This is a genomic window from Gluconobacter cerinus (assembly GCF_025961355.1).
Lineage (GTDB): Bacteria > Pseudomonadota > Alphaproteobacteria > Acetobacterales > Acetobacteraceae > Gluconobacter > Gluconobacter cerinus.
This window is the reverse complement of the sequence record NZ_JAOQNM010000001.1, coordinates 75,083-97,593: the sequence shown is the minus strand read 5'-3', so window position 1 is coordinate 97,593 and position 22,511 is coordinate 75,083. Positions and strand designations below refer to the sequence as shown.

The window sequence follows — 22,511 nt, the reverse complement described above, 5'->3', positions numbered from 1 at the left end:
TTAGATACCACCGATATAGGTTCGGCCGCCATCAACGGTCATGAAGCGAATAAGCGTTTTATCGCCAGCCTTTGCGCTGATGACGGGCTGAGCGCCATTGGGCCAAAAGATCGTGCCGGCTAGTGCGACGGACGCCCCACCCGAGGACGGCTGGGTCACAAGTAGATCGATGATTTTCTGCCCGACCGCAGCCCCGCCTGCTCCTAGTGTGATCGTAGTGGGAGCCGATGGCGTCAGGGTATAAAGCGTGGTGTCGGTATCGGTCGGCGATACCGTGACGTTTGTGCCTGAAAGCGCAGTAACAGTAATCGATGAGGCCGTCACATGACCGTTCGCGTCCGTGCCAGCGATGCCATTGGGAGCGTTCCGCCCTTGGATCAGTTCCTGCTTTGATAGCCAGGGGCCGCCGCCGAAAAAACCAGGATCAAGGATGGTGGAAGGGGGGCGGGCTGAAGCGACGCCACCAAGGCCGGAGAACACCGCAATGACCATGGATAGAACGCAGCCTTGTTTACGAACCGCGGCAAGGGTTTCGTTTAACGTGGTCTGCTGCGTCGTTTGCATCGTCTGGACCTCGACCATCTGCCGCTCCGGCGTCTTCACGTCCTGCCGGACCTCGGAAAACTCGCCGCGCGTGATGTAATCGGGAGCGCCTACGATGGTTGGCATAGCATCACCCATCAGGGCACCAGATTTTCGTAGTGAACACCCGCACGCCATTTCCAGGAGCCGGAACCGCCACCGGTCGCAGTGAGGCGCAGGCATCCATTGGTGTCAGCCGCCACAGTGGCGGCAACGGTGCCATGATCAGAACCAATGGCCGGATAATTGTTAGAAGACGAGCTTGCCGTCAGAACATAGCCGGAAGTCGTCCGATAGCTCATGACGCCGGAAAAGCGCTGCAAGAACGCATCAGTGCCGTTGCTGCTAACACCAATGATATTGATGTCGTATTCCGTCGCACCGTGACCCGGAATAACCATACAGTTGGCTGTAGTAAGGTTCCCGCTATTATCTGTCGTTAGCGTCACTGTAGAGCCAGAAGAACTACTTCCAATCAACCCAGGAAAATACTCGTAACCATTGAGCGGCCCGGTCGTGTTACCCCCCGTTAGAGGTAGATAGCCGTCGAGGGCATTTCCAAGATTGACGTAAATTGGGTTCGACTGCGTACCGACACGGCGCCCGTAGCTGAATAGCTCAACGGGAGAGGCGGCCTGTGTCGAACCAGCCTGAGCAGAAGGCACGACAGAAGACAGCACTGCGACAAGTGGGTTCTTGGGCGTGCCGGTCCGAACGCCATACGAAAACGGCTCAACCGGATTAGCGGCAGTCGTCTGCGCCTGGGCGCACAGTGGGATAAGAAGGGGAACGGCAAGCAATAGGGGGCGCATGAGGGGAAATCTTAGACAGATTGTGACCCGTCACACGCGAAGCGTGCCGTGCTGAGATTCTATGACAAAACGATCTTGGAAAGCAACGCTATAAAAGACCGTGATGCGCTAAATCGAGAATAAGCGGGGTTGCACCAATCGCAAGCAAGCCATCGCCGTGTCGAGATGATCGTAGATGTAGTTGAGGGAGTCCACAGAAGCCACCTTTGGTTGTTGGTGGGATGTGGATGAGGGAAAATTGTTAGGGCGAAGTGTAGGCCGCCACAATTAATTCAATCAATTGACTCGAATCCAAGACAAGTGCGCCAATCCATTGTGGAGGGCTAAATATGCCTTGGAATGGATTTGTCGTTAATAGAACGTTATTTGGCTTTTTTATTGCTATTGGACTGCTTTTTCTAGCTCCGCAGGCATATGCATTTCAGCCCCCGCAGCCGAAACCACAAGTAACGAAGCCTAGCCAAGAGGTCGTTCTGCTAGATAACGGCCACTACACCAACGTCGATGGAAAACGCATCCATTCTCCTAGCCACACAGCAGGAAACAGAATGCCTTCGGGCGCGTCAGCCAAATGCGAAGATGGCACTTTTAGCTTTAGCCAGCATAGGCGCGGAACCTGTTCGCATCATGGCGGTGTCGAACAGTGGCTCTAACCGGCTCTGCCGGGAATAGCGCATTGACCCGACTCTCTCAGAAATGAAATAGTGCGTTACAGTTCGGAGAAGAGATTGTGAGAAGACTATCTATTGCGTTGATTGCTATTGCTGCAATCTCGGCTCCATTAAACACTTCTTACGCTGATGATTGCATTGGTTACACGGGACCAGGCGGCCCTTGCTATACGGGGCCCGGTGGCGGATTATATACGGGTCCAGGCGGAGGGCTATACACTGGACCTGGCGGTGGAAAATACACGGGTCCTGGTGGAGGTATGTATACCGGACCAGGCGGGGGAATGTACACCGGTCCGGGTGGGGGAATGTATACAGGCCCTGGAGGCGGGATGTATACTGGGCCTGGAGGTGGGGTTTATTCTGGACCACCATCATCAGATCCGAATGCATATCATGGGCCAACAGGGCCTTGCATTACAGGGCAGGCAGACCATGAATGGTTAGTAGCAAATTGCCCCAACCGCAGGTAAACTCCGAGGCATGATCTTCCTCTATCTCGTCGTGGCTGCGGCTTGGTGCTTCTTCTGGGTGAAGGGGTACCTTTTGCCTGCATTGGCGTTCCCGGCTTTTTTCGCGGTTTTGTGGCTATCGTCATACAATGATCCAAGCCCATTTACGCGGAACCCGGGATACGATTACACGCTGGCGTTTGTGCTGATCTGCTTATCCTTCATCCCTTACGCTATCCGCCGATACCGCGTAGAAAGGGCGGATCGGCTTTTGAATGGCGTTCGGTTCAATTACCGCGACTGACCCAACAAGTGATTGATAACTGCTTGATCCGTCTGCTCCATTTTGGTGAGGCGACGATTGGCAAGAGCGTGACCAAGTAGAGCATTACCCGCATGGAGCGCTGCTCCTGTCGCGCCGCCCGTCATTAAGCCACCTTCCTGAGCGCCAAGTAAGCCGCCGAGTGTACTGACAGCCCCACCAAAATGACCGCCTCGGATTTCCTTCTGGCGCTGCGTCATCCCTGCCTTGAAGGTCTTTGACCCCACGGAGCCGCCCGCGTCTCGCATGGTGCGTTCTGCAAGCATGTCGCGGTAGAGCGTCCGAATGCGCGCTTCCTGCTCAGGCGTAACAGCGTCTGTTCCCTTGGTCGCAACCGAAACCTCATTCTTGTCGATCTGCTTGATGAGGTTCTTCAGCGCCGTGTAATTTACACTTTCACCCGTTGGCGCATTTGTCGAAGGCTGCATCAGGCCGCGCGACTGAAGAAAGCGCAGGCTGTCGAGAGTGCCTGAGCGCTGCGAATATCCAGCCAGATAGTCATGAAAGCCGGGGGCGCCCTGGTCGATGTGGTGCGCGAGGTCATCCATAAAGGGAGAGAGGCGAGCAGCCGCTGCACGCATATGACCGTCTTCACCGGCCGCGGCTTTCTGAAGGCCGTAACCGATAGCCTTGCGGACATTCCAAAGATCGGACGGGCTTGCCCAACGAACAGGGTCTTTCGGCTCATTCCAAAGAGTATGCGTTGGCGACGGATTTTCTTTGGCAAACGTCACATCCTCGAGCGCCTTCTTGGCTTTCATGATGGCCTGACGAACCGGCTCATTGCCTTTATTGGCCGAGATATGGCTATCCAGTATCGAATGAAGCGCCCCCACCGGCACGGCTTCTTCATTCTCAAAAGCCTTTGTTCGCTGCGCCTCCTCGAAGGCTGAACGCTCGGCTTCCAGGTTGTGGATCTGCTCCGGCGTCCCAATCGTCTCCCGCAGGTGCTGCGTGTAGGCATGGTCATTGGCGCTATCCAGCGTCCTGAAAGCATCCGGGTAAAGATCCCGCAGGTTGTTTTCCAATCCTGCCATTTTGGCATCCTGAGTGCGCACCGCAGTCGTGTGGAAGACACCCGGAACCTGCGCCTGATACAGCCGCGTTCCGTCCTCACTCGTGAAGGCCTTCATGATGGCATCTGCGGCTTTCTCCGGATCACTGAAGGCGCCAACCTTGGAGATAGCCTTGATCTGGGCTTTCTCTTCCGCCTTCTGCGCCGAAGTGCTGGCAGCCTGTCCGATTTCTATAGGCGCTTCTTCTGCTCCTCTGGCAGCCGCGCCTTGTGGGTCCAGATAATCCCCAGCACGGCGGAGCGCCGCAGAGGCGCGATCCGTGACAGGCGAGAGGACTTTACTCCCGAGCTTTCCAGCCGCACCGAGGCCAAGTGTCAGGGCTGTCGCGTCCTTCCAGTCGCCGCCAGCGAGACCGGTCTGCACCGCTGCCGCAAGGGCGTTGTTGGCGTACTTCATCGAAGAAGGGCCATCGCCAGTCAGTGCATTGGCGACAACACGACCAGCCCTCGTTTCGTCAAGCGCCGCAGCAGCAGGGCGCACGACACGACCACCAAGCGCGGTTGCCAACCCTGCGCCAAGCATGGTCCCGGCTGCATCCGTATAAGGCGCGCCATAATCGTTCTTGCGCGCCGCTTCGTCGCCGTCTTCCTTGGAGGCAACCCAGTCACCGACGCCGTGTGCGGCGCGGGAAACCGGATTGTCGATGTGATGACCAAGAGACGTGGCCCAACTCACAAGATGAGGGACGCCGACACCGAATGTCCGGTCGATCTCCCGTCCTGCGGAGTTCACCGTATCGTTTACAAGCGTCCAGGCTTTTTCCGCGCGCGACGGTTCTGCCGATTTAGGGTCTGCCGATCCTGACTGACCAAACATCGTCTCGAACGCATCGCCAGATGGTTTCTGAGCAGGAGCGGGAGCGTTCGTCTCTGGCGTCCCGCCGAACATCGTATCAAACGCATCGGGCCCAGACGTCTGTGCACGGTTCTGCGCTGGCTGGTAATTTGTCGCAACCTTGCCCGGATAAGCCATTGTCTCGGGGTTTCCCCATTTGGTGCGGTCTGTGCCGCCATTGTAAGCCCGGAGCGCATCCGGAAGATTGCCGTAGTGCTTCAGGTTTTCGTCCAGTAGGCGCGCCGCGCCATAGATGCTTTGCACCGGGTCAGTCGGATCGATACTTAGGCGCCGCGCTGTATCCGGCATGAACTGCATATGGCCGATAGCACCCGCATGAGACCGGATCTTTGGATCATTCTGCGGATCTTCAACCTGATGAACCGCCCTCAGAACGTCCGGGTCAACGTTCCAGTATTTCCCGGCATCGTCATAAACGCGGTCAAGGTCTGCCACTTGGCACCAACCCGGCTTCAGCCATGGCGTTGTAATTGTTCTTCAGTTCATCGAACTGCCCGGACTTCTTCAGACCCTCGATATAGGTGCTGCGCTCCTGTGGCGTCATGCGGATCATCTGGAACGCACGCGGGTCGAAACTTTGGCTGAACTGCTGGTTCCACTGCTGGAACTGCGCAGGCTGCATCCCCGAGGCTTTCCACGCCTGCGCCTTGGCATTGATCGCGTCTTCATTGCCCTGAAGCTGATGGATCATGAGGCGGTTTGTTCCGCTTTGAAGCGCACTGTTCGGGCTGGCGTGGACGGCGGCAGCTAGCTTGCTGTCAGTGCCAGTCCCCAAGGCTTGTGATTGAGCATTGGCAAGATTTTGCGCCCACTTGTTGAAGGACTGAGCATCTTGAATATCTCCACTCTTCCATGTCGCTCCCGTCCAATTATCAACAACGGAAGCTAGGTGGCGAAGATTTTCGTAGCCCGGACCGCTATTAAAGCCTTCCAGATCCGAACCCATATTCCCAAGCATAGCCATCCGATCATTGCGGTTCGCGGACGCTTGCATGAGCGCATTGGCCCCATCTGCTCCGGCCTTCGCAGTCGCGGCAAGGGCTTCCGTCTGACCTGCTGCGGGTGCGGCCTGATAGCCGGGGTTTGCGGGCTGCTGCGTCGGATAACGTCCCGAACCCATCGCCTCGGGCGGAACGGTCGGCTTTGCGCCACCAACCACCTGATCGCGCCTGACGTAGCTGCGGGAGCCGTCTGGGTTGATGACCTCCATCGGGGTAGAATTGGTATCGGGCGATGTCTGTTGCTGAACCGTCGTCGTCGGCTGAAACTGCCCGCCATTCATGGCGCTCTGCTGCGTTCCAATGACGGTCTGCTGCCCGTTGTTTACGGTCGCACCGGGTGTGCCATAAACGTTGGCTTCCTGCTGGCCTGGAGCCTGCATGGAGTTCGTCAGTTGCGCTACGCCGCCCGCAATGCCGTCCGGGTGTTGCGCGATCTGATTAACGATAGCGTCAACGTTCTGACCAGGAAAAATCGCTTTGGCCATGCGCTTCGCTGCGAAGAGGTGCGCCTGATCCGGGTTTGATCCAACGTAGGACAGGATGGCCCCGACCGCGTTTTTCCCGGCTTCTGTGTTGGCGAGATCGTCCGCGCGCGCAGCGTTCTGTTCGCGTACGGCCTGCGCTGCCCCATATGCGGCAGCCGGGTCAGCAGCCATTGCGGCGCGGGCCTTGGCGTAATCTGTGCGGCCATCTGCGCCAGTCGCGCCGAGAAGAGCATTTCCCTGCGCCATGTCAGCATCATACTTCGCCTGCTGGATTTTGTTACCGAGCAGAGCATTGCGAAGACCGACAGCCTGAGACGCGAACTCAAGCGGATTGGTCTGCTGCGTGAGCGGTGTCGGCATGAGGGCGTTTGTGTTGAAGCCTGCCATGGTTAAGCACTCGTTCCAGATCCACCAAAGGGATCAGATGAAGAAGAACCAGAGCCATTTAAAAGCGCATTGTACATGCTGTACTGACTGGCCGTATTACCCAGAGACGAGAGACCACTGGCCAGCGCATTACCCGCACCAACCGTCGTGGCCATGGCACCATTCGCGCCTTCCATACGGACCTGAGCCGCATTGTTCGCGGCCGTCATGGTGTTGTTGCCCTGCTGGTTGAGGGCGTTGTAGCCCTCCTGCGCCAGTGCGTTCGTGTCGTTGAACTGGTTCTGATACGTGCTGTCAGCAAGGCCGGAGGCATAGGTCGCAGCGCCCTTCTGGGCTGCCCCACTATTCGCCAGCCCCCGCGCGGCGGCGCTGTTCGTCGCCGCCTGTTCGCCTTGCTGAAGGTTGAACTTGTATCCGGGAGTGGCCTGAAGCTGGCTTTCTGTCAGTCCATTCGACAGCGCATTGATCGCGGAGTTGCCTGTAGAGGCATAGTTTCCGAGCAAGGCGTTGGCGGAGGTCGCACTGTCCGTGATCGTCGGTGCGACTTCCTTGGCCGTGTTGACGGCAATCGCGCGCGCCTGCTTCTCGGCATTGACCTGCATGGCCGTGGCAGCCACCGTACCCGCAGCGGATAAACCGCCCCCGATAGCGGCGCTCGGATCAAAACAAACCCCCGGCAAGTAATCAGCCTGAGCAGCGGGATGGCGGATCATGGGCGTTTCATCCTGTAATCGGCGGTATTGCGGACAGTCCCGTCCGGCCATGTGATGGGGGTTGTGTTGACGCGCTCAAAGCCGAGCCGAGCCGCGTTGTACCGGGCGCACAGATGCTCTGATTTCATAACCCCAATCAGTTCCTGAACCTCGGGGTGGTCAGACCAGAATTCGGAGAGCAGGCGACGGAACGCGGCGAGGGATGCTTTGCCCCGCATGGCCGGGGCAGCCCCGCAATGGACCTCCCAGACAGACGACGTGATCGGCAACAGCATCCCGACCGCATCGCCGTCCCGGTAGAGGATCGCGTTCTCCGGAGGCACGGCGCCCAGGATTTCAGCGTCCGTCATCACGACAGGGCGTAACCATTCAGGATGCAGACAAGCCCTGCACCCGAGGCGAGCAGAACGTCACCATCCGTCAGGACAAGGCTCGACAGCTCTGGAAGCAAATCGGTGCCATTGGCCTGAATGGACCGTTGCGGAACGACAGCCAGAGCCGCGCCGCCCGATCTCTGGATCTGGAACGTGAACGTCACTGCTGCTGAGGTGGGGTTTGACAGCACACCGCTCGTCACAACACTTGTTCCGGCTCCAGCTTTGAAAACTGTAGCAGCGGAAGCGGTCAGGGTTGTTCCAGGCTGAAGGGATTTCGCGACAACGGACATCAGGGCTTCATGATCGCAAAGATCATGCTCTCGTCTGAATGTGACCCGTCACGCGGTGGTCGCGCCGTAACCGAGAGAATAGCGGAATCCTGTGCCGTTTCCAATGCTTTTAAAGTCTGCGCCCGGATGGACTGGGCCTGCAAAAGCGTTTGCTCGGCAAGGGAGAGGGCGTCCTGCGCTTCACGCAATGCCGCAAAGGCGGAGGTCTGAGCCTGAGCGGCAGAAAGCGTGGCCATATCGGCCTCTGCTTCGATCCAGGCCGTATCGGTGCCGGGGGCTGATCCGGTCCGTTCCCAAAGGCGACGAAGGAAGGTCTGGCCTAATGCCGTCAGTGTGCCATCTGCGTTGCAGATCTGATGAGGCAGCGGGCAGTTAAGATCGCGCGCACTCATGTCCGCACCGGATCGATCGCGAGGAACGCTCCCATGAGTGCGGTATTCCCAGATGCCTGCCAGGTGAGGCGATACACGCGATCACGCGCCAGACCGAGCCGCCAAAGCGACGGCCATGTGTTACCTGTTACGCCCAGGGAAAGAGACTGCGGCGTGCAGAATGTTGCGCCACGATCGTCGCTCCAATCCACGTCGACACTCTGGCCTCCGCCGTCCTGCATATCCACCATGAACTGGCGATGAATGCCGCGCGCGCCACTGGTCAGCAGGTGAGGGAAAGCACGCTGGCGTTTGATGGGCGTGCCGTTCTCAGTGAACGTGTCCAGGCTGGCCTCGTAAATGATGCCGTTTTCGTAATCACCCGCGAAAACCTTGCCATACGCTGCGGCCCAGCAATAAGGGCGGTACTGGTGTTGATTTTCACTGAGAACTGACCCTGGGTTTTCATCAGGAATTGACCCGGCCTGTGGTTATCTCTCCTGTGTTTTATGGAGAGGTCAAGCGGATAAGGTTTTTTTGTCCTTTCTGGCCTTTGGGGCGGCTGTACTGGCGCGGAAGCGGTAGCTGTCATTGCCTGTTTCGAGGATATGACAGTGATGGGTGAGGCGATCGAGAAGGGCGGTTGTCATCTTGGCGTCGCCGAAGACCTCGCCCCATTCACCGAAGCTCAAATTGGTGGTGATGATAACACTGGTACGTTCGTAGAGACGGCTGAGCAGGTGGAACAGAAGTGCGCCACCTGATGCGCTGAATGGCAGATATCCCAGCTCATCAAGGATCAGCAGGTCGAGACGCAGGAGGCGTTCGGCAATCTGTCCGGCCCGATTGGCGGCCTTTTCCTGCTCCAGGGCGTTGACGAGATCGACGGTAGACCAGAACCTGATTTTTCTACGGTGATATTCGATTGCCTGTACGGCCAGGGCAATAGCGACGTGCGTTTTACCCGTCCCGGGTCCACCGATGAGCACGACGTTTTCAGCGCGATCCACGAAGTCTCCTGCATGGAGCTGACGAACTGTGGCTTCATTGATCTCGGCAGCCGAGAAGTCGAAGCCTGCCAGATCCTTGTAGGCCGGAAACTTCGCCGCCCTGATCTGATAGGCAATGGAGCGCACCTCGCGCTCGGCCAGTTCGGCCTTGAGGAGCTGCGCGAGGACAGGAACGGCCGCCTCGAATGCTGGTGCTCCCTGCTGGCCCAGCTCTTCTGTGGCTTGCGCCATGCCGTACAGGCGCAAGCCCCTCAGCATAACGACGAGAGCACCGATAGCAGGATCATGACGCATGGCGGGTCGCTCCACGCAGAGTATCATACCGCCCTGTGTCGGCCCGGGGTTCGTGTTCGAGCTTCAGCGCCTGTGGCGCATCGATCCTTGGACCATCCGTTTTCTTGGCGTCGGTCAGACGGTGCAGTGTGTTGAGGATATGGGTCTTTGTCGCCACGCCATCCCCGATTGCGAGTTCGACAGCACAAAGCACGGCCTGCTCGTCATGATGGAGAACCAGAGCAAGGATCTCGACCATTTCCCGGTCACCACCGGGACGGCGAAGCAGATGGGTTTGGAGAATGCGAAACGCTTCGGGCAGGTCCGTGAAAGGTGCGCCATTGCGCAAGGCACCCGGTTTGCGCTGGAGTACAGCCAGGTAATGCCGCCAGTCATAGACCGTTCGTCCAGGCAGCCCATGGAAGCGCGTCACGATCCGGGAGTGCTCGCAAAGCACTTTGCCTTCGGCTGCAACAACCAGCCGCTCAGGATAGACGCGCAGACTGACAGGCCGATTGGCAAAGGACGCTGGCACGCTGTAACGATTGCTCTCGAACTGAATGAGGCAGGTCGGCGATACACGCTTGGTGTGCTCGACAAACCCGTCAAATGCTCGTCCCGGCACCATCAGGTGAGGCATCTCCGCCGCATGCGCCGCGGCGACATTGCCAGGCAGTTCGACATGACGCAGGCTGATCCACTGCTCCAGGCAACGCGTCTCAAGCCAGGCATTCAAAGCTGTCAGGTCTGGAAAATTCGGCATGTCCTGCCAGATCTGCCGCCGCGCGTCCTGAACGGTCTTCTCGATCTGTCCTTTCTCCCAGCCTGCGGCCGGATTACAGAATTCCGCCTCGAAGAGGTAATGGCTGACCAAGGCAGAAAAACGCAGATTGACCTGACGGGCTTTGCCCTGCCCGATACAATCCACCGCTGTTTTCATGTTGTCGAAAATACCTCTGCGGGGAACGCCTCCCAGAACGCGGAAAGCCTCTGTCAGGGCATCGAACAGCATTTCATGCGTCTGGAGTGGATAGGCCCGCAAAATGAAGGCACGGCTATAGCAAAGCTTGGTGTGGGCAACCTGCAGTTTGATCCGCCGTCCCCCAATAACCGCCCAGTCCTCACCCCAGTCGAACTGGAAGGCTTCGCCTGGCTGAAAGCTCAGGGGCACGAACACGCCACGCCCCGTCGTCTGTTTCACCTTCTGCTGCTCGGCTTTCCACTCTCTTATGAAGGCGGCAACCCGGCCATACGACCCCGTATAGCCAAGCGCTACAAGATCCGCATGAAAGCGGCGCCCTGTGCGTTTATGTTTGCGCGACTTCGAAGCCTCAAGCATCAGCCAGTTCGTCAGCTTTTGTGCAAACGGGTCCAGCTTGCTCATCCGGACAGTGCTCGCAAAAACCGGCTCAAGCGTTTCGGATCGAAGATATTTGCGGATCGTATTCCGCGACAGGTGCGTCCGGCGCTCAATCTCACGGATCGGCAGACGATCCCGATAGTGCCAACGGCGGATTACACTCAACAAGTCCATGCTGATCACTCCTTCGCCTCCCGCGCTCATGCGTCGGGAGCAGTGTCAGGCATGGGTCAATTCTGAATGAAAATTTCCCCGCTCCCAGGGTCAGTTCTCAGTGAAAATCAACAGCGTGTCCTTGTCCTCGTTGCGACGGTAATACCGGAACACACGCACAGTATCGCGCTCTGAAATGTCTGTGCGTTCATCGCCCTCTGCCGCGATAGACAGTGGCGCGCCCTTGACGTCTTCATGCCCGGGATAAAGCCGCTCGAACTCAGCGCGCGGCATTTCCTCCACGATCATCGCCCACTGCATGTCCGAATGATCGGGCTCTTGCGTGTTTGGATCGGAATAAACGGATCGCGGGTCCGGCACGGACTTGATGAAGAAGTCCTGATCGAAGCTGTCTTGCCCGCGCACGTAGTCTGTGACGACGTGAACCCAGCCCATTCCCTGGCGTACCTGTCCTTGTATGGCGCAGTTATAGGCGTTCTGCTGAGCGTTCGACTGATACTCGATATGGCGGATAATGCCTTCGATGACGTCTGCCGCTTTTTCGTTCGAGCCAAAGCCGGTCGCATTGACCTTCATGCCCATTTGCGACTGCCGCGCGTCGTTCTCGATCTGGAAGACGTGCTGCTGGGTTTTGTTGATCGTCAGACAAGGGCGAGGGGAGCCACCAAACGTTCCGGAACGTGCCTGATAAACAGCACTGTCCCACTGGTCATGGTTGTACGCATCGGCATGGAAGAACCGCAGATCTTCCAAGGCATGCTTGCGCCACTGCGCCTCGAAATCACGTGCGGCTTCGAACCGCTCCTGAACTTCGCGGAGAACATCATCTGTTTCTGGGAGACGACCGCTCATGCTGACCACCGCGCCCAGTCATCCGTTGTCGGGTCATAGGCGACTGCAACGCCATCTCGCATGAAGATACGAAGCACAGTTGTTCCGTCAGATGCGGAGAAACGCAAACGCCGGAAACAGAAGCGAGCAGCCCCAAACCAAAACCGTCGGTACACCAAGCGAATTCGTGTCTTCATGAGGTATTCGAATACCACACCAAAACCTGTCAGTACAACCAAATTCAACAGGTTGGACCGATTACACCCCCATCCATCCACCGGCAGCGCCGATCAAGGGAGAGCGTTTGATGGGCTTGCGTGTCGGCTTATCATCCTCGCGATCCCTCAACCCAACAGCCAGATACCGAAACGCATCCGCGTAGTCGGACGCCCAGTCATGCAGCGGCTTGTCACGAAACACCTTGTTCGCGTCGTCCCACGACTTGCGATACTGCTCGAGCGCTTCAATCCCGCGTTGGCAGTTCTTCCGGTCAATCCGGCAGCGTGGCAGGAGATTGCGGGCCGCGCTAATCCCATCATCCACCGGCGTGCGAGGTAGGACGCGGATCGGGTTCATACCAAGTGAGCGCATGGTATCGATCCGGCGCTGACCGGTTCCAAGGTCGCCATTATTCGCGTCATGCGGAACGATGTGCTGGCGGTAGGTGTAGGGGCGCTTCCCAAGCTCTCGCACATACCAGTCGATGCCCTGACCGGATCCGGCAATGCAGTCGATCACGCGAACGTCTGGACCGATCTGCTGCGCGCACCAGATGACCGTGCTGTCACCGATGCCAAGATCCCAAGCCGTGATGACGGGCAGGGATGGATTGTGCGGGACATCACCAAGGCGCCCATCCTCATCAAGGCGCTTCATGATCTTGCCGTAGTAGCTGCCCTGTATGGCCGCATCGAAGGAGCAGTCGTATTCCTGCTCGTACTTTGCCCCGCCATCGTCCTCGCCATACTGAGCCACGAGCTGTCTCTTTTCTGCTGCCAACTGTTCGGGCGTGAAACGTCCTGTCTTTTCAACGCTCGAGACTTCGCAGAACCAGCCCGGTTCATTGCGCATCCCGTCGAAGAACGTCTTGGCGTGATTGCGTCCGCGTGGCGTGGTGATGAACATCGCCCATCCGCCATTTTCCAGCAGGATCGGAGAGAGAAACGCCCAGGCCGAAGGGTTCGCCAGCGCCCATTCGGAAAATACCACGCCAATCGGTGTTGAGCCCACGAGGCTGTTGAAGTTGTCCGAGCCAACAACCTGCCATGTTGAGCCGTTGATGAACCGGATGAACATTTCCTGTTCTTTGGTCGTGGCGCGGATTTCTTCCGGAAAAGCCTCATCGATGCGGCGGCGTCCAGTGTGTGGGTTCACCGCGTCCCAGATGGCTTTCCGCGCCTGGCTCGCCTCGGGAAGCATGTGCCAGTAGTTGCCGACCTTCGTAAGCGCAGAAACGGCTGCCCAGTTCAACGCAACGTCATCCTTGCCCCATCGACGATGCGCGACCTCGTATGCGCGTTTCCCGCCGTTCTCGAGATAGGTCCAAAGCCCCATCTGGTAATCACGTGGAAGCCAACCGTAAGCCGGGATCTGAAGCTCAGCCATCACTCAGCTTGCGAATGACGATCTGGAAGGGCTGCCCGCCCTCCGCGTTCTCGAGCGCTACGGTGTCCTTCGGCTTGCCCCAGGCACGGTCGAGCAGGGCATTCGCAGCAGACACGCGAGCGCTTTCAGGGGCTGTGGCTTTACCTGCGATCTGTGCAAGCGCCTCGATAGCCGTGATGGTGTGAGACCGCGCAAGCTCGACAACCTCTTTCAGGGCCTTGGGTCGCCCTGATGGATTGCCGGATTGTCCTTTTTGAAATGGCTTGCCTGCTGGCGGTTTTCTCCGCTGCTTGCCGCTGTTTGCAGTGGGTTCTGTCATAGGCCCAACCTATCATCAGGCCATGTTCAGTACAAGCAAAACCGGTAACAGGATACCACAATTCTGCGTTTAATTCGTGCTACTATATTCGCATGACAACTTTCATAGTCGATTTGAATTCTGGCATAGTAGCCGCAGATTCAAGGCATTCAGATAAGCGCTCAGATAAACTAATATTCTCCGTTGATTCTGATGATGATAAAATATGCGTTGCGAGAGGTTATGTATTTATCTTCGCAGGAAGTGGCCGTACATCTTACTGCTGGCATGAGTGGTTAAATAATAAAAGTAAAGGTCTACCACCATTCCCTCCAATAAAAAATGGAAAGCCTGAAGCTGTATTTTGTGCAGTGAATATTAAAACGCACAAGATCGACTTTTTGTTTGGTAATGATGATGCATGGATTTACGATGAGAAGTCCGGAATTTGCACGGCTGGAACAGGACGAGCGTTTGCAAAAACAAAATGGGACGATACGCATAATGCTATCGAGGCGATAGAAGAGGCAAAGAAGCGTGACGCGAGAACCGGAGGAGAAATAAAATACGTTAATATTTTTACGGGAGAAAATAATCTTTCCGGCAAATATCGACCTTCTTACGTTTTCAGAACGCTTGTCCGATCAAATGGTATTGTTATGTTTGATTTGAATGGATCTAAAGAATACCCAATAACACCAGACCTTCCAAACTACTCAGAAATTTTAGAAATAATTACTCAAACTGAAAAAGACGCTGTAGCGGAAGAAAAATATCACCTTGGGGGGCATTACTATTCGTCCCAAAATCCATGGATTGAACCCTACAAAACCGAAGTTACAGGTTTTCTAAAAACCGTATTCCCTGAGAAATTTTTATGACCAAGACGCCAACAAAATCAGGCTGGGCTTACGACTGCTGAAAGTGCGGGAAGGGGGGCGCCGTTTGGGGTTAAGCCTATGCTGAAAATTTCCAGAAACACATTGACACATAAATCATGCTCTATAATTAATTGTAAAGTTTAATGCCCTAAGGAATTAGTAATGTTTTCGATAATTACTGACCAAACATGCATTATAGCATCTGAAATTATGGTTTACGCACATTGGGAGATTTCAGGAATAAATAGAAACATAACACTTCATAATAATAATCACAAAATTATCTTTGGGGTAACTCATCTTTATATACCAAGTAAATACTTTAATAAATCTATATATTACTTCTGCGTTAGGGACATTTTAATAGAAATAAGAAATTTTACTGGGAGAAGAATTATTGATGATGCAGATATTATTAATATTCTGCATCACATCGCAACAGTTGGAGCCATAAAGAGCTTCTTGATTAGGAGTGGATACAATAAATATATGATAGAAAAGTCTATCCGCATTATAATTAATGCGTCTTTATTTTTAAATTTAAGGACTTCTTCTGCCTTTTGGCTGTATAGTTCGAATATTTATTGAATTCTTTAATTATTATGTTTATAATGTATCAAATATGCTGTTACCGAGGGAGGGTCATGGCCTCATGACCTTTGTTGCCGCCCGTGTCTCCGCTCTGACTACGGTTACGTTCGTTTTGGACACGACCTCGACGTGGATTTTCCCAGAAACCAGCGTGCGAAGGCGGTCTTTCCAGTCAAAAACAACCCGCACATTCGTGACGAAGAACCCGGGCGCCATCCCATCAGCATAGCCCTCATCCAGAGGGCGGCTCACATAAGCTTCGCCAAATCCCAGCTTGTCCCAGATCGTCTTTTTAGCGACCGTAAATCCGTTCTCTTCCATCCCAAAATCCCCCTCGGTATTAATCGCCCCGACCGCCATATCTTCGCGCACAGCGGCTTTCATGCCCTCAGACGAAGACTGGCGCCCGAAACGCTCGTCACCGCACTCAGCGCTCAACCTCGACGCTCTCGCGGCCATATCCCGACGCTGCTGCACCCTCAGTCTGGCGCATGACGCGTTCCAGTCGATTGCCGGACCGAGACCCTGACGCGAGGTATCGACACAGTGCGGCCAGACGTCAGTTTCTGGCGGAATTTCGGGGTTTTTCATCTCGTCCATCATGCCAGAACCGCCGTTTCAGTACCAGAAAAATCGTGCTCTTTTTGGCTATTTTCTGCGGGTTTTCCTCCGCTCAACTGCGCGATAAGGGCCGCGTTCTGCTCCAACATCGCGATCCGCTGTTCCGTCACGTCCCGCAGGTCGCCAGACATGGCGGGGAGGGCGCGTTTCAGGGCGTTGGCCAGATCAATCCCGGTCAGTCCCTCGGCTCCAGCGGGCGTGTGATTGCCGTGCTTGCGGATCCGGTCTTCCTCGCGGTTTTGCGCTTCGAGTTCAGCCTTGCGGTCGGCCAGGATCTTGCGGCGGCGCTCGATTTCCTCGGAGGTGAGGCGTTCCCGATCCTCGGCGCGATCCGGACCACTGGCAGCGATCATCCGAACCTTGGCGATTTTGTCTCGCAACGGCTGGACCTGCGCTTCGAGCAGTTCGACCAGCTCAGCGACTGAGGGCATGAACTTGCAGGCCCGCAGCAGAGCGCGGTCGGTGGACTGATCCCAAACCCCAGACGGCAAATCCTGCGCCACATCGGCGAGAAGGCAGGCGCGAGCACGGGCCGCATCGACGCTGAACGGGTTGGCGACGGCTCCATTCAGGCTGATCAGCATCCGCTCCGCTGCCTCGAGCACGGCTCTCGCGTTAGCTGGCCTCATCGCGGCTTCAAGGGCTGGAAGGATGCTCTTAGCCTCGGCGATCACTCGGGCAGAAGGGCGATCGGGATGGATCCGGATCACCATGCCCGGAACTGGATCACCACGACGCATCCGGGCAATTCGCTCCTCGGCGCTTTCGGTCGGGCCAAAGCGCGTTTCCGATCCTCGAACCATCAGGGCGTCGTTCAGATCCCTTCTGATCGTCGGGAGCTTGGCCCCAGTTGTGACAACGTTGCTCATCGGCTTACCCCCATTCGATCCATCAGGAAGCGGGCGTTCTCGTCCGCGTTCTGTGCTGCGGTTCTAGGGCGAGATTGGGGGGTACGTTCAGGGTCTGGGGTTATACCCCTACGCTTCACCCCCCAAGACTTTTCTCGACGGCACCAGCCTTGGAACGCCGCCGTCCAGTCGGCCTTGGTGTCTCCGTTGGCCAGCCAGTGGAGGCGGAAAGTCTCCGCAGTCGCATCAACGTCCAGCTCCAAGTTTTCGGCATAGGCGCGCTCAGAACTGGACGGCTGCCAATTCCCCGGCAAACGAGTTTTTCGCTTCGGGGCCTTGGTGGGTTGCGAAACTGCAAGTTCGCCAACCTCTGAACGAAGTGAAGAGGGTTCTGAACGTAGTGAAGAACTACTGTCTAACTGTCTTACCGGTTCTGAAACGCTTCTCTGCTCTTGAATATTCGTTTCATTTTGATCGGTGAAACGCGTTTCATCTGCCGTTTCATCGCCACATGAAACGTCACTGCGGGAACGTTTTTCACGCCAATCTTTCAGGCGCTTGTAGTCTTTGGTGCGTTTCGCATCTGCCTTGAGACGCTTTTCAAATGACGGAATAGCCTCATCGCAAAGAATTGGATGGTAGAGACGTCCATCTGAGCATTTCACAAAGCCCTGCAGGGCAAGGGCGCTGCATTTGCGCCAACCTTTTACGTCCGCTCCGAAGTCAGCCATGACGGCAAGCTCGATCTCATCGTCCGGAAGGCTGCCGCAAGGGACTTGGTTCCACGCGCACCACCACAGCTTAATGGCTGCCAAGCCTGCACGAGGACAGGTGACGACAGAGCGCCGATAAAGGTTCGACTGGAAAAGCCGGTTGCCGAATAGCGGCATAAACCCATAACCGCGCAAATCGACTTCTGGGGTCGTAAGAGGATCAGGAAGATCACTCATATCGCCACCTCATCCACAATTTCAGTGATCGTCACGACCGTCTTCTGCTCGCACAGGCGGCATTTCACGCCCCGTACTTCGAGCGTGAGATGCTTCGGCCCATCGTCCACGACAAAGCCCAGGCCACGCTTGTTCTTGACCCGCTGGCGAGCGCCTGGCGTACGGACATTCAACGGGCGAGGCGTCGTCAGGCAGTCAATCAGACGCTTGGCAGAGCCCACCAGATTGTCTGTGTCAGGCGTGCCGACCGAATGTCGTTCGATCAGGACATGCGCCCTGTCAAACGGCACAGAAGGCCGTAGGTGATAAGCCGCAGCCGAGACCTGCCGTTGCATGTCGTTCTTCTGCCTCGCCGCAGTGAAGTGGCTGTAGCCGGTTGTGCGATTCACGAGCGGGTAAGGCGCGGGTAGGGTGAATGAGATTGTCCGGGTCATCTCACATTCCCAAAGCGCGGCAATAAATGTCGAGCAGAGTTTGCTGCTCTTCGACCTCGGCAGGCTCCTGCTTGCGAAGGCGGATAATCTGCTTGATGACCTTCACGTCAAACCCAGCCGACTTTGCTTCTGAGAAGATGTCCTTGATGTCTCCAGCGAGAGCCTTGCGCTCTTCTTCCAGACGCTCAACGCGCTCAATGATGGAGCGCAAGCGATCCGCCGCGATCCCGCCCGTTGCGGCGCTGTTGTGGCCTGTCATGTCTTGGGTCATGCGAGTTCTCCGAGGGCAACCCGGACGCGATTGGCATCAGACGGGTCCATGTGGGGGATCTTCTTCTCGATCCAGATTTTTGCTTTTGAGATGGCTTCGGCACGGCTTTCGCACTCGGATCCATGGAAAGGACAGCCACCACCAGCGAGGGCCGCATGCCAGCAGGCATCCCAGAACCACGAGTGACAGATCCCGCGTGAAAGCCTGATCTCCGCTGCCGGAAGCACTGAGCCCTTGCGAGGAACGCGCAGGACTGTTTCGGCGCGGGCATACAGTTCATCGTAATGCCAAGCTGATAGGGCTTGATCTCCAAAGAGGCCCGGGGCAGCTTCCATCATCGGTTCTGCCCCCACATAGGCACGAGGTATTCCGGAGGCGTTACGACGGAATAGCCAAGCGCATTCAGCACTCGATTGCGTGCGTCCTTGCGACCGCCGTTAAGGGCCTGCGAAATATCGGACTGAGAAACCCCGCGGCGGCGAGCAAGCGCGCGCTGGCCTCCTGCCAACTCCACCGCATCGGCCACGAGTGATTTCACTTCTGTAATCGGAATGGCGCTCATCGACGCAACTCCTCTTCCGCCGCTCTCAGGGCACGCTTCATCTTGTCGGCCCACGTTTCCCAGTCGAACCAGGAGACGTGCAGGCAAAGGACGTGGCATGACGGCGGAGGTCCTTCCTCTCGCTTCAGCCAAACAAACCGGCGTCGCAGCCGGACTTTGAACCAGGGCATGTGTCTGCTCCTCGTGCGTGCTGGCGCTCAGCAACCAGCATCAGCACCTCGTTTCTGAGGTTTTCGGACGAGGCCATCAGCTCAATCAGCGCTTCCGCATCGGGCGCATTCTTGTCTGACAGCCAGTTACGTGCAGCACGGGGCGTTTTCTTCGCAGCCCGCGCCAGCATTTCGGCTCCGAAGCGAAGGGGCATGAACTCCCGCCGGATCGCTTCAAGAAGTCGGTCGCGGACAGGCGCAATGGTAACGGCGCTCATTCGCGGAAACTTTCGGTCAATAATTGGCAAGTTTCGGTCGAGATTTGCCCGATCATTTCCCATGCTTTTTCTCCATTCTTCGTCATGTCACTGAGCGAAGAACGGAGAACAGCGATGGAGGACATGCCGCCCGGAACACCACAGCTTGAAACGGACATCGACGAGCCCGTCATTGCCCGGTTTCTCATCGGCCATGCGCGTACGTGGGCACTGCTCCACCGTGGCATGTGCCAGGAGGTGCGGGACCATATCGCGCTTCGCGTTGCTGAGGAGTTAGGGGCGCGCATCGGGTGAGATCAGCTCAACCGGCTTCGCTTGAGATATTCTGGAAAGGCCGGGGCCGGTCCATTCCAGAGCGCGCTCCACGTCACGGATGAACCCGCTTCAAGAGCAGGCCGCGTGATGATAACGGGCCGCGTCACCTCACTAGCAGCCGCAGGGGCGCGCCATTTCCTCTTCCAATCTGCACGCAGCTTCGCAGGCGCAGAACGCTCAATTGCTGAGTTTAGCGCCTTGTGAGAGACGCCAAGCTCCTTGCAGATCGCCCGCGCTGATCGGCCTTCCTCCATTAGCGCAAGCAAGCGAGGAAGCAGAGGCGACCAATCGATCCGAATAGGATGTTCGCGCCGCATCACTCCATCCCCCGAAACGGAGCCATGAAGGCGAGGGACAGCACAACGGCCTGGATCATTACGATCCCCGAGCCGATCACAATGAACGCCTCAATAGTCACCAAGTCAGGCATCGCCGTTGACTCCCTTCTCGGAAGTATCGGGAGTACCGTTATTGCGGGGATCGGCGGCAACCGAGTCCCCGCTATCACCATCTGCCAACACAGAGGATGAACTGGATGAATGGTCAAAACCCTGCCGCAATGGCGCTTTTGCTCGGCTGGCAAGCTTTGATCCAAGAGCTGAACGAAAAAGGAGTGCTAGACTTGGAATCACTGCAACAGAAGCTGCAAATATCAGACGACTCTCTCGATGAGCTCGGCATTGATGACAGCACCAAGAAAGCAATCCGCTCTTGGCTCCAGGCAATGATGGTCGGTCCGATGTCGAGCGGGTTTTGATGGCTAACCTGCGAAGGAAGTCTTGCAGTTCAGGAGGCACGTCCAAGTCCGCTTTGTAAGGCGCAGTCATGACCTCTTTAGACATGCGCCACCTCCTTCGTGGGGCGCTTGGCGCGGGTGGGGAGGGGCTGACGGTACAAATCTGGCCGGAGTTGCTCGCGAGGGATGCCAGTTTTGGCCTCTACTGCCGAGAGATGGCGAACCGGGATGTGCTTCAGTCTGCGCCAAAACAGCACAGACGTTCGATGCAGGTTGCACGCCTTACTTAGTTCGAGCGCGCCGCCTGCGGCCTTAATGGCTTCGTCCACAATCGACATGAACAAACGTTAGAATGTCCAACATCAAAACACAAGATAAAATGTTGGAAAAACCATCCCTTGCATCCGCTGAGTATGATTGAATTTCCAACATGACAGACCCAATCACCATCGGCGATCGATTGAAGGCACTCCGAACCAAGTTCGGAAAGGCGCGAGGAGCGAGAGCAACTCAGGCTGAGGTCGCGGATGCCGTGGGTATCGCCAGAAGCACCTTAACTGCCTACGAGAAAGGTCACGACAAGCCAGGTAGAGATACCCTGATAGCTCTGGCTGAATATTATGGTGTGTCCATGGATGCGATCCTGTCGAATAGCCCGACTGTCGCACCCATCCACACCACTCAGATTGAAGTGCGTGGCGACGTGCAGGCGGGTGTATGGCGTGAGGCGATCGAATGGCCACAGGCTGACTGGTACGCCATTACGGTCCCGCTGGACGTCGCCTTTGCTGGCCTTCACCGCTATGGCCTCCTCGTAAAAGGGGATTCCATGGACAAGGTGTTCCCTGATGGGTCAATCGCCGTCGTGATCAACTTGGTTGATCTGGGCCGTATGCCCAAAACTGGCGAGATTGCTGTAGTCGTCCAGCGGTCGAAGACGTCCAATGAGTTTGAGGCGACTGTAAAGGCCGTCCAGGTGCTGGATAGCGGCGAGATAATCCTCTGGCCCCAAAGCACGAACCCAGACTTCGCAACGCCTATCCGCATTAAGCCTGGCGAATGCGATCATGATGCCGGGATGCCTGATGTCTTCATTCAGGCGCTTGTCGTGGCGAGTTATCGGCCCAAGCCTATGGTTTCGTTTTCGTAAATTTAGTTTTTAAAAATTACTTTGAAAGTAAAATTACAATGAGCAGTGATGTCGTACCTGTACCGATTCAATCTGCTGAAGAGCTACAACTTTCATTAGCAAAGGTTGCATTTGAAGTCGCTCGAGTATCCTCTGTACTACAAGATTTTGTATGCCCTCCTAACGCTCTTTTGGGAGCAATATCTCCCGATGAGGCAAAGGCTCGACTAGAGACTTCGTATCAAAGCATGATGAAGCTTGCTGGCGAGCTTTTGGGGATGAGTAAGGAATGAATGAGGCCGAAGCTCTCCGGAGTCAATTTGACAATGAGCGGGCAAAGCGAGGTCTACCACCTTCCCGCTTGCCTCCAGGTGGAGGCGGCCCATATGATCCTCGTATGGAACAGCGAGTTGCCTCTCTCGAAGCGAAGATGGACAAGGTTCAGGAGACCTTGAATTCCATTACGGTAACCCTTGCCAAAATTGAGGCAACAATAGTCACAAAAGATGACATTTCGCCCGTACGGTCAGATGTGGCGGTAATAAAGACTTCTCTGGATGCCAAAGCCACGTCAGCAAGCGTTGCCGAGATTAAAGGGCGTGTTGACGCTCTACCGACAATGCCAAAAATCTCGGCCATTCTTGTGCTCGCACTTACAGCCGCGACCATGATCCTTGGCATTTACCACCACGGCATTATAGCTAGGTGGTGGTAACAGCCCAGACACTGACCCCGCCCGGCTTCGGCCGGGTTTCTTTTTTGATAAAAAGTTAGAATATCCAACTTTGTTATTGACGGTTA

Annotated in this window: 34 protein-coding genes; 9 read left to right on the top strand and 25 right to left on the bottom strand. The window is 56.2% G+C overall.

All coding sequences use genetic code 11. The annotated features are described in order from the left end of the window. Window positions 1–681 carry a hypothetical protein gene (locus M2305_RS00505; RefSeq protein WP_264648239.1) on the bottom strand — a complete coding sequence of 227 codons (681 nt, stop codon included), beginning with the start codon at window positions 679–681 and terminating at the stop codon, window positions 1–3. Beyond that, window positions 681–1,394 (bottom strand): hypothetical protein, encoded by a 714-nt coding sequence (locus M2305_RS00500; RefSeq protein WP_264648238.1) that lies wholly within the window; start codon window positions 1,392–1,394, stop codon window positions 681–683. Before M2305_RS00500 ends, M2305_RS00505 begins: the two co-directional genes overlap by 1 nt. A 329-nt stretch (window positions 1,395–1,723) precedes the next feature. Between M2305_RS00500 and M2305_RS16335 the strand changes: the two genes are divergently transcribed. Beyond that, window positions 1,724–2,047, top strand: coding sequence for a DUF3761 domain-containing protein (locus M2305_RS16335; RefSeq protein WP_408871451.1), 324 nt, complete (start codon window positions 1,724–1,726; stop codon window positions 2,045–2,047). 501 nt (window positions 2,048–2,548) lie between these two features. After that, window positions 2,549–2,821, top strand: a complete 273-nt coding sequence (locus M2305_RS00495) for a hypothetical protein (RefSeq protein ID WP_264648237.1) — start codon at window positions 2,549–2,551, stop codon at window positions 2,819–2,821. Here the strand turns inward: M2305_RS00495 and M2305_RS00490 are convergent. Genes M2305_RS00490 through M2305_RS00460 form a run of 7 tightly spaced genes read right to left on the bottom strand, consistent with a single transcriptional unit; the run spans window position 2,809 to window position 8,645 of the window. Next, the gene (locus M2305_RS00490) at window positions 2,809–5,205 is read right to left on the bottom strand and encodes a lytic transglycosylase domain-containing protein (protein WP_264648236.1); all 2,397 of its coding nucleotides are present in this window, start codon (window positions 5,203–5,205) and stop codon (window positions 2,809–2,811) included. The genes M2305_RS00495 and M2305_RS00490 overlap by 13 nt on opposite strands. After that, a complete protein-coding gene (locus M2305_RS00485; protein WP_264648235.1) occupies window positions 5,192–6,643 on the bottom strand; it encodes a hypothetical protein in 1,452 nt (483 codons plus the stop codon). The genes M2305_RS00490 and M2305_RS00485 overlap by 14 nt, the downstream gene beginning before the upstream one ends. A gap of 2 nt (window positions 6,644–6,645) precedes the next feature. Further along, window positions 6,646–7,356, bottom strand: a complete 711-nt coding sequence (locus M2305_RS00480) for a hypothetical protein (RefSeq protein WP_264648234.1) — start codon at window positions 7,354–7,356, stop codon at window positions 6,646–6,648. After that, on the bottom strand, window positions 7,353–7,709 hold the full coding sequence (locus tag M2305_RS00475) for a hypothetical protein (protein ID WP_264648233.1): 357 nt from the start codon (window positions 7,707–7,709) through the stop codon (window positions 7,353–7,355). The genes M2305_RS00480 and M2305_RS00475 overlap by 4 nt, the downstream gene beginning before the upstream one ends. Next, window positions 7,706–8,023 (bottom strand): hypothetical protein, encoded by a 318-nt coding sequence (locus tag M2305_RS00470; protein ID WP_264648232.1) that lies wholly within the window; start codon window positions 8,021–8,023, stop codon window positions 7,706–7,708. Before M2305_RS00470 ends, M2305_RS00475 begins: the two co-directional genes overlap by 4 nt. Next, window positions 8,023–8,415, bottom strand: a complete 393-nt coding sequence (locus tag M2305_RS00465) for a hypothetical protein (RefSeq protein ID WP_264648231.1) — start codon at window positions 8,413–8,415, stop codon at window positions 8,023–8,025. The genes M2305_RS00470 and M2305_RS00465 overlap by 1 nt, the downstream gene beginning before the upstream one ends. After that, window positions 8,412–8,645 carry a hypothetical protein gene (locus M2305_RS00460; protein WP_264648230.1) on the bottom strand — a complete coding sequence of 78 codons (234 nt, stop codon included), beginning with the start codon at window positions 8,643–8,645 and terminating at the stop codon, window positions 8,412–8,414. Before M2305_RS00460 ends, M2305_RS00465 begins: the two co-directional genes overlap by 4 nt. A gap of 9 nt (window positions 8,646–8,654) precedes the next feature. On the opposite strand from M2305_RS00460, the gene M2305_RS00455 reads away from it, so the two are divergent. Beyond that, window positions 8,655–8,849, top strand: coding sequence for a hypothetical protein (locus M2305_RS00455; RefSeq protein ID WP_264648229.1), 195 nt, complete (start codon window positions 8,655–8,657; stop codon window positions 8,847–8,849). A 63-nt stretch (window positions 8,850–8,912) separates the two neighbouring features. Here M2305_RS00455 and istB read toward each other — a convergent pair whose 3' ends face one another. The 6 genes from istB to M2305_RS00425 form a co-directional block, all read right to left on the bottom strand. Beyond that, window positions 8,913–9,698 (bottom strand): IS21-like element helper ATPase IstB, encoded by a 786-nt coding sequence (gene istB / locus M2305_RS00450; RefSeq protein ID WP_211564224.1) that lies wholly within the window; start codon window positions 9,696–9,698, stop codon window positions 8,913–8,915. Further along, a complete protein-coding gene (gene istA / locus M2305_RS00445) occupies window positions 9,688–11,211 on the bottom strand; it encodes an IS21 family transposase (protein WP_264648228.1) in 1,524 nt (507 codons plus the stop codon). The genes istB and istA overlap by 11 nt, the downstream gene beginning before the upstream one ends. Window positions 11,212–11,301: 90 nt before the next feature. After that, window positions 11,302–12,063, bottom strand: coding sequence for a portal protein (locus M2305_RS00440; RefSeq protein WP_264648227.1), 762 nt, complete (start codon window positions 12,061–12,063; stop codon window positions 11,302–11,304). Then, complete coding sequence (locus tag M2305_RS00435) at window positions 12,060–12,239, bottom strand: hypothetical protein (protein WP_215767433.1); 180 nt, start codon at window positions 12,237–12,239, stop codon at window positions 12,060–12,062. The genes M2305_RS00440 and M2305_RS00435 overlap by 4 nt, the downstream gene beginning before the upstream one ends. 61 nt (window positions 12,240–12,300) lie before the next feature. Continuing rightward, window positions 12,301–13,647 (bottom strand): terminase large subunit domain-containing protein, encoded by a 1,347-nt coding sequence (locus M2305_RS00430; protein ID WP_264648226.1) that lies wholly within the window; start codon window positions 13,645–13,647, stop codon window positions 12,301–12,303. Then, window positions 13,640–13,966 (bottom strand): DUF5681 domain-containing protein, encoded by a 327-nt coding sequence (locus tag M2305_RS00425; RefSeq protein WP_046901568.1) that lies wholly within the window; start codon window positions 13,964–13,966, stop codon window positions 13,640–13,642. Before M2305_RS00425 ends, M2305_RS00430 begins: the two co-directional genes overlap by 8 nt. 92 nt (window positions 13,967–14,058) lie before the next feature. Between M2305_RS00425 and M2305_RS00420 the strand changes: the two genes are divergently transcribed. Beyond that, window positions 14,059–14,826, top strand: a complete 768-nt coding sequence (locus M2305_RS00420; RefSeq protein WP_264648225.1) for a hypothetical protein — start codon at window positions 14,059–14,061, stop codon at window positions 14,824–14,826. A 642-nt stretch (window positions 14,827–15,468) separates the two neighbouring features. On the opposite strand, the gene M2305_RS00415 is transcribed toward M2305_RS00420, so the two are convergent. The 8 genes from M2305_RS00415 to M2305_RS00380 form a co-directional block, all read right to left on the bottom strand. Continuing rightward, entirely contained in the window at window positions 15,469–16,020 is a 552-nt protein-coding gene (locus tag M2305_RS00415) for a hypothetical protein (protein WP_264648224.1), read from the bottom strand. Beyond that, window positions 16,017–16,907: a hypothetical protein gene (locus M2305_RS00410; protein WP_264648223.1), complete on the bottom strand. Its 891-nt coding sequence runs from the start codon at window positions 16,905–16,907 to the stop codon at window positions 16,017–16,019. The genes M2305_RS00415 and M2305_RS00410 overlap by 4 nt, the downstream gene beginning before the upstream one ends. Then, window positions 16,904–17,836 (bottom strand): hypothetical protein, encoded by a 933-nt coding sequence (locus M2305_RS00405; RefSeq protein WP_264648222.1) that lies wholly within the window; start codon window positions 17,834–17,836, stop codon window positions 16,904–16,906. Before M2305_RS00405 ends, M2305_RS00410 begins: the two co-directional genes overlap by 4 nt. After that, window positions 17,833–18,270 carry a hypothetical protein gene (locus tag M2305_RS00400; protein ID WP_264648221.1) on the bottom strand — a complete coding sequence of 146 codons (438 nt, stop codon included), beginning with the start codon at window positions 18,268–18,270 and terminating at the stop codon, window positions 17,833–17,835. The genes M2305_RS00405 and M2305_RS00400 overlap by 4 nt, the downstream gene beginning before the upstream one ends. Window position 18,271: 1 nt before the next feature. Continuing rightward, entirely contained in the window at window positions 18,272–18,541 is a 270-nt protein-coding gene (locus tag M2305_RS00395) for a DUF2312 domain-containing protein (RefSeq protein ID WP_264648220.1), read from the bottom strand. After that, a complete protein-coding gene (locus tag M2305_RS00390; protein ID WP_264648219.1) occupies window positions 18,538–18,879 on the bottom strand; it encodes a hypothetical protein in 342 nt (113 codons plus the stop codon). The genes M2305_RS00395 and M2305_RS00390 overlap by 4 nt, the downstream gene beginning before the upstream one ends. Continuing rightward, window positions 18,876–19,103, bottom strand: coding sequence for a helix-turn-helix domain-containing protein (locus tag M2305_RS00385; protein WP_264648218.1), 228 nt, complete (start codon window positions 19,101–19,103; stop codon window positions 18,876–18,878). The genes M2305_RS00390 and M2305_RS00385 overlap by 4 nt, the downstream gene beginning before the upstream one ends. A gap of 124 nt (window positions 19,104–19,227) precedes the next feature. Continuing rightward, window positions 19,228–19,530 (bottom strand): hypothetical protein, encoded by a 303-nt coding sequence (locus M2305_RS00380; protein ID WP_211496842.1) that lies wholly within the window; start codon window positions 19,528–19,530, stop codon window positions 19,228–19,230. A gap of 114 nt (window positions 19,531–19,644) precedes the next feature. Here M2305_RS00380 and M2305_RS00375 point away from each other — a divergent pair, with 114 nt between their 5' ends. Then, a complete protein-coding gene (locus M2305_RS00375; protein ID WP_264648217.1) occupies window positions 19,645–19,824 on the top strand; it encodes a hypothetical protein in 180 nt (59 codons plus the stop codon). Window positions 19,825–19,826: 2 nt separating this feature from the next. Here the strand turns inward: M2305_RS00375 and M2305_RS00370 are convergent, their stop codons facing one another. Then, window positions 19,827–20,162, bottom strand: coding sequence for a Clp protease N-terminal domain-containing protein (locus M2305_RS00370; protein ID WP_264648216.1), 336 nt, complete (start codon window positions 20,160–20,162; stop codon window positions 19,827–19,829). Window positions 20,163–20,380: 218 nt separating this feature from the next. Here M2305_RS00370 and M2305_RS00365 point away from each other — a divergent pair, with 218 nt between their 5' ends. After that, window positions 20,381–20,602 (top strand): hypothetical protein, encoded by a 222-nt coding sequence (locus M2305_RS00365; protein WP_264648215.1) that lies wholly within the window; start codon window positions 20,381–20,383, stop codon window positions 20,600–20,602. 77 nt (window positions 20,603–20,679) lie between these two features. Here the strand turns inward: M2305_RS00365 and M2305_RS16330 are convergent, their stop codons facing one another. Next, window positions 20,680–20,919, bottom strand: a complete 240-nt coding sequence (locus M2305_RS16330) for a YdaS family helix-turn-helix protein (protein WP_408871483.1) — start codon at window positions 20,917–20,919, stop codon at window positions 20,680–20,682. Between the two features lie 92 nt (window positions 20,920–21,011). Here M2305_RS16330 and M2305_RS00355 point away from each other — a divergent pair, with 92 nt between their 5' ends. From M2305_RS00355 to M2305_RS00345, 3 genes are all read left to right on the top strand, one after another. Continuing rightward, window positions 21,012–21,731 (top strand): LexA family protein, encoded by a 720-nt coding sequence (locus M2305_RS00355; RefSeq protein WP_264648213.1) that lies wholly within the window; start codon window positions 21,012–21,014, stop codon window positions 21,729–21,731. Window positions 21,732–21,769: 38 nt separating this feature from the next. Beyond that, entirely contained in the window at window positions 21,770–22,003 is a 234-nt protein-coding gene (locus M2305_RS00350; RefSeq protein ID WP_264648212.1) for a hypothetical protein, read from the top strand. A gap of 104 nt (window positions 22,004–22,107) precedes the next feature. Continuing rightward, entirely contained in the window at window positions 22,108–22,425 is a 318-nt protein-coding gene (locus M2305_RS00345; protein ID WP_264648211.1) for a hypothetical protein, read from the top strand. Window positions 22,426–22,511: the final 86 nt, after the last annotated feature.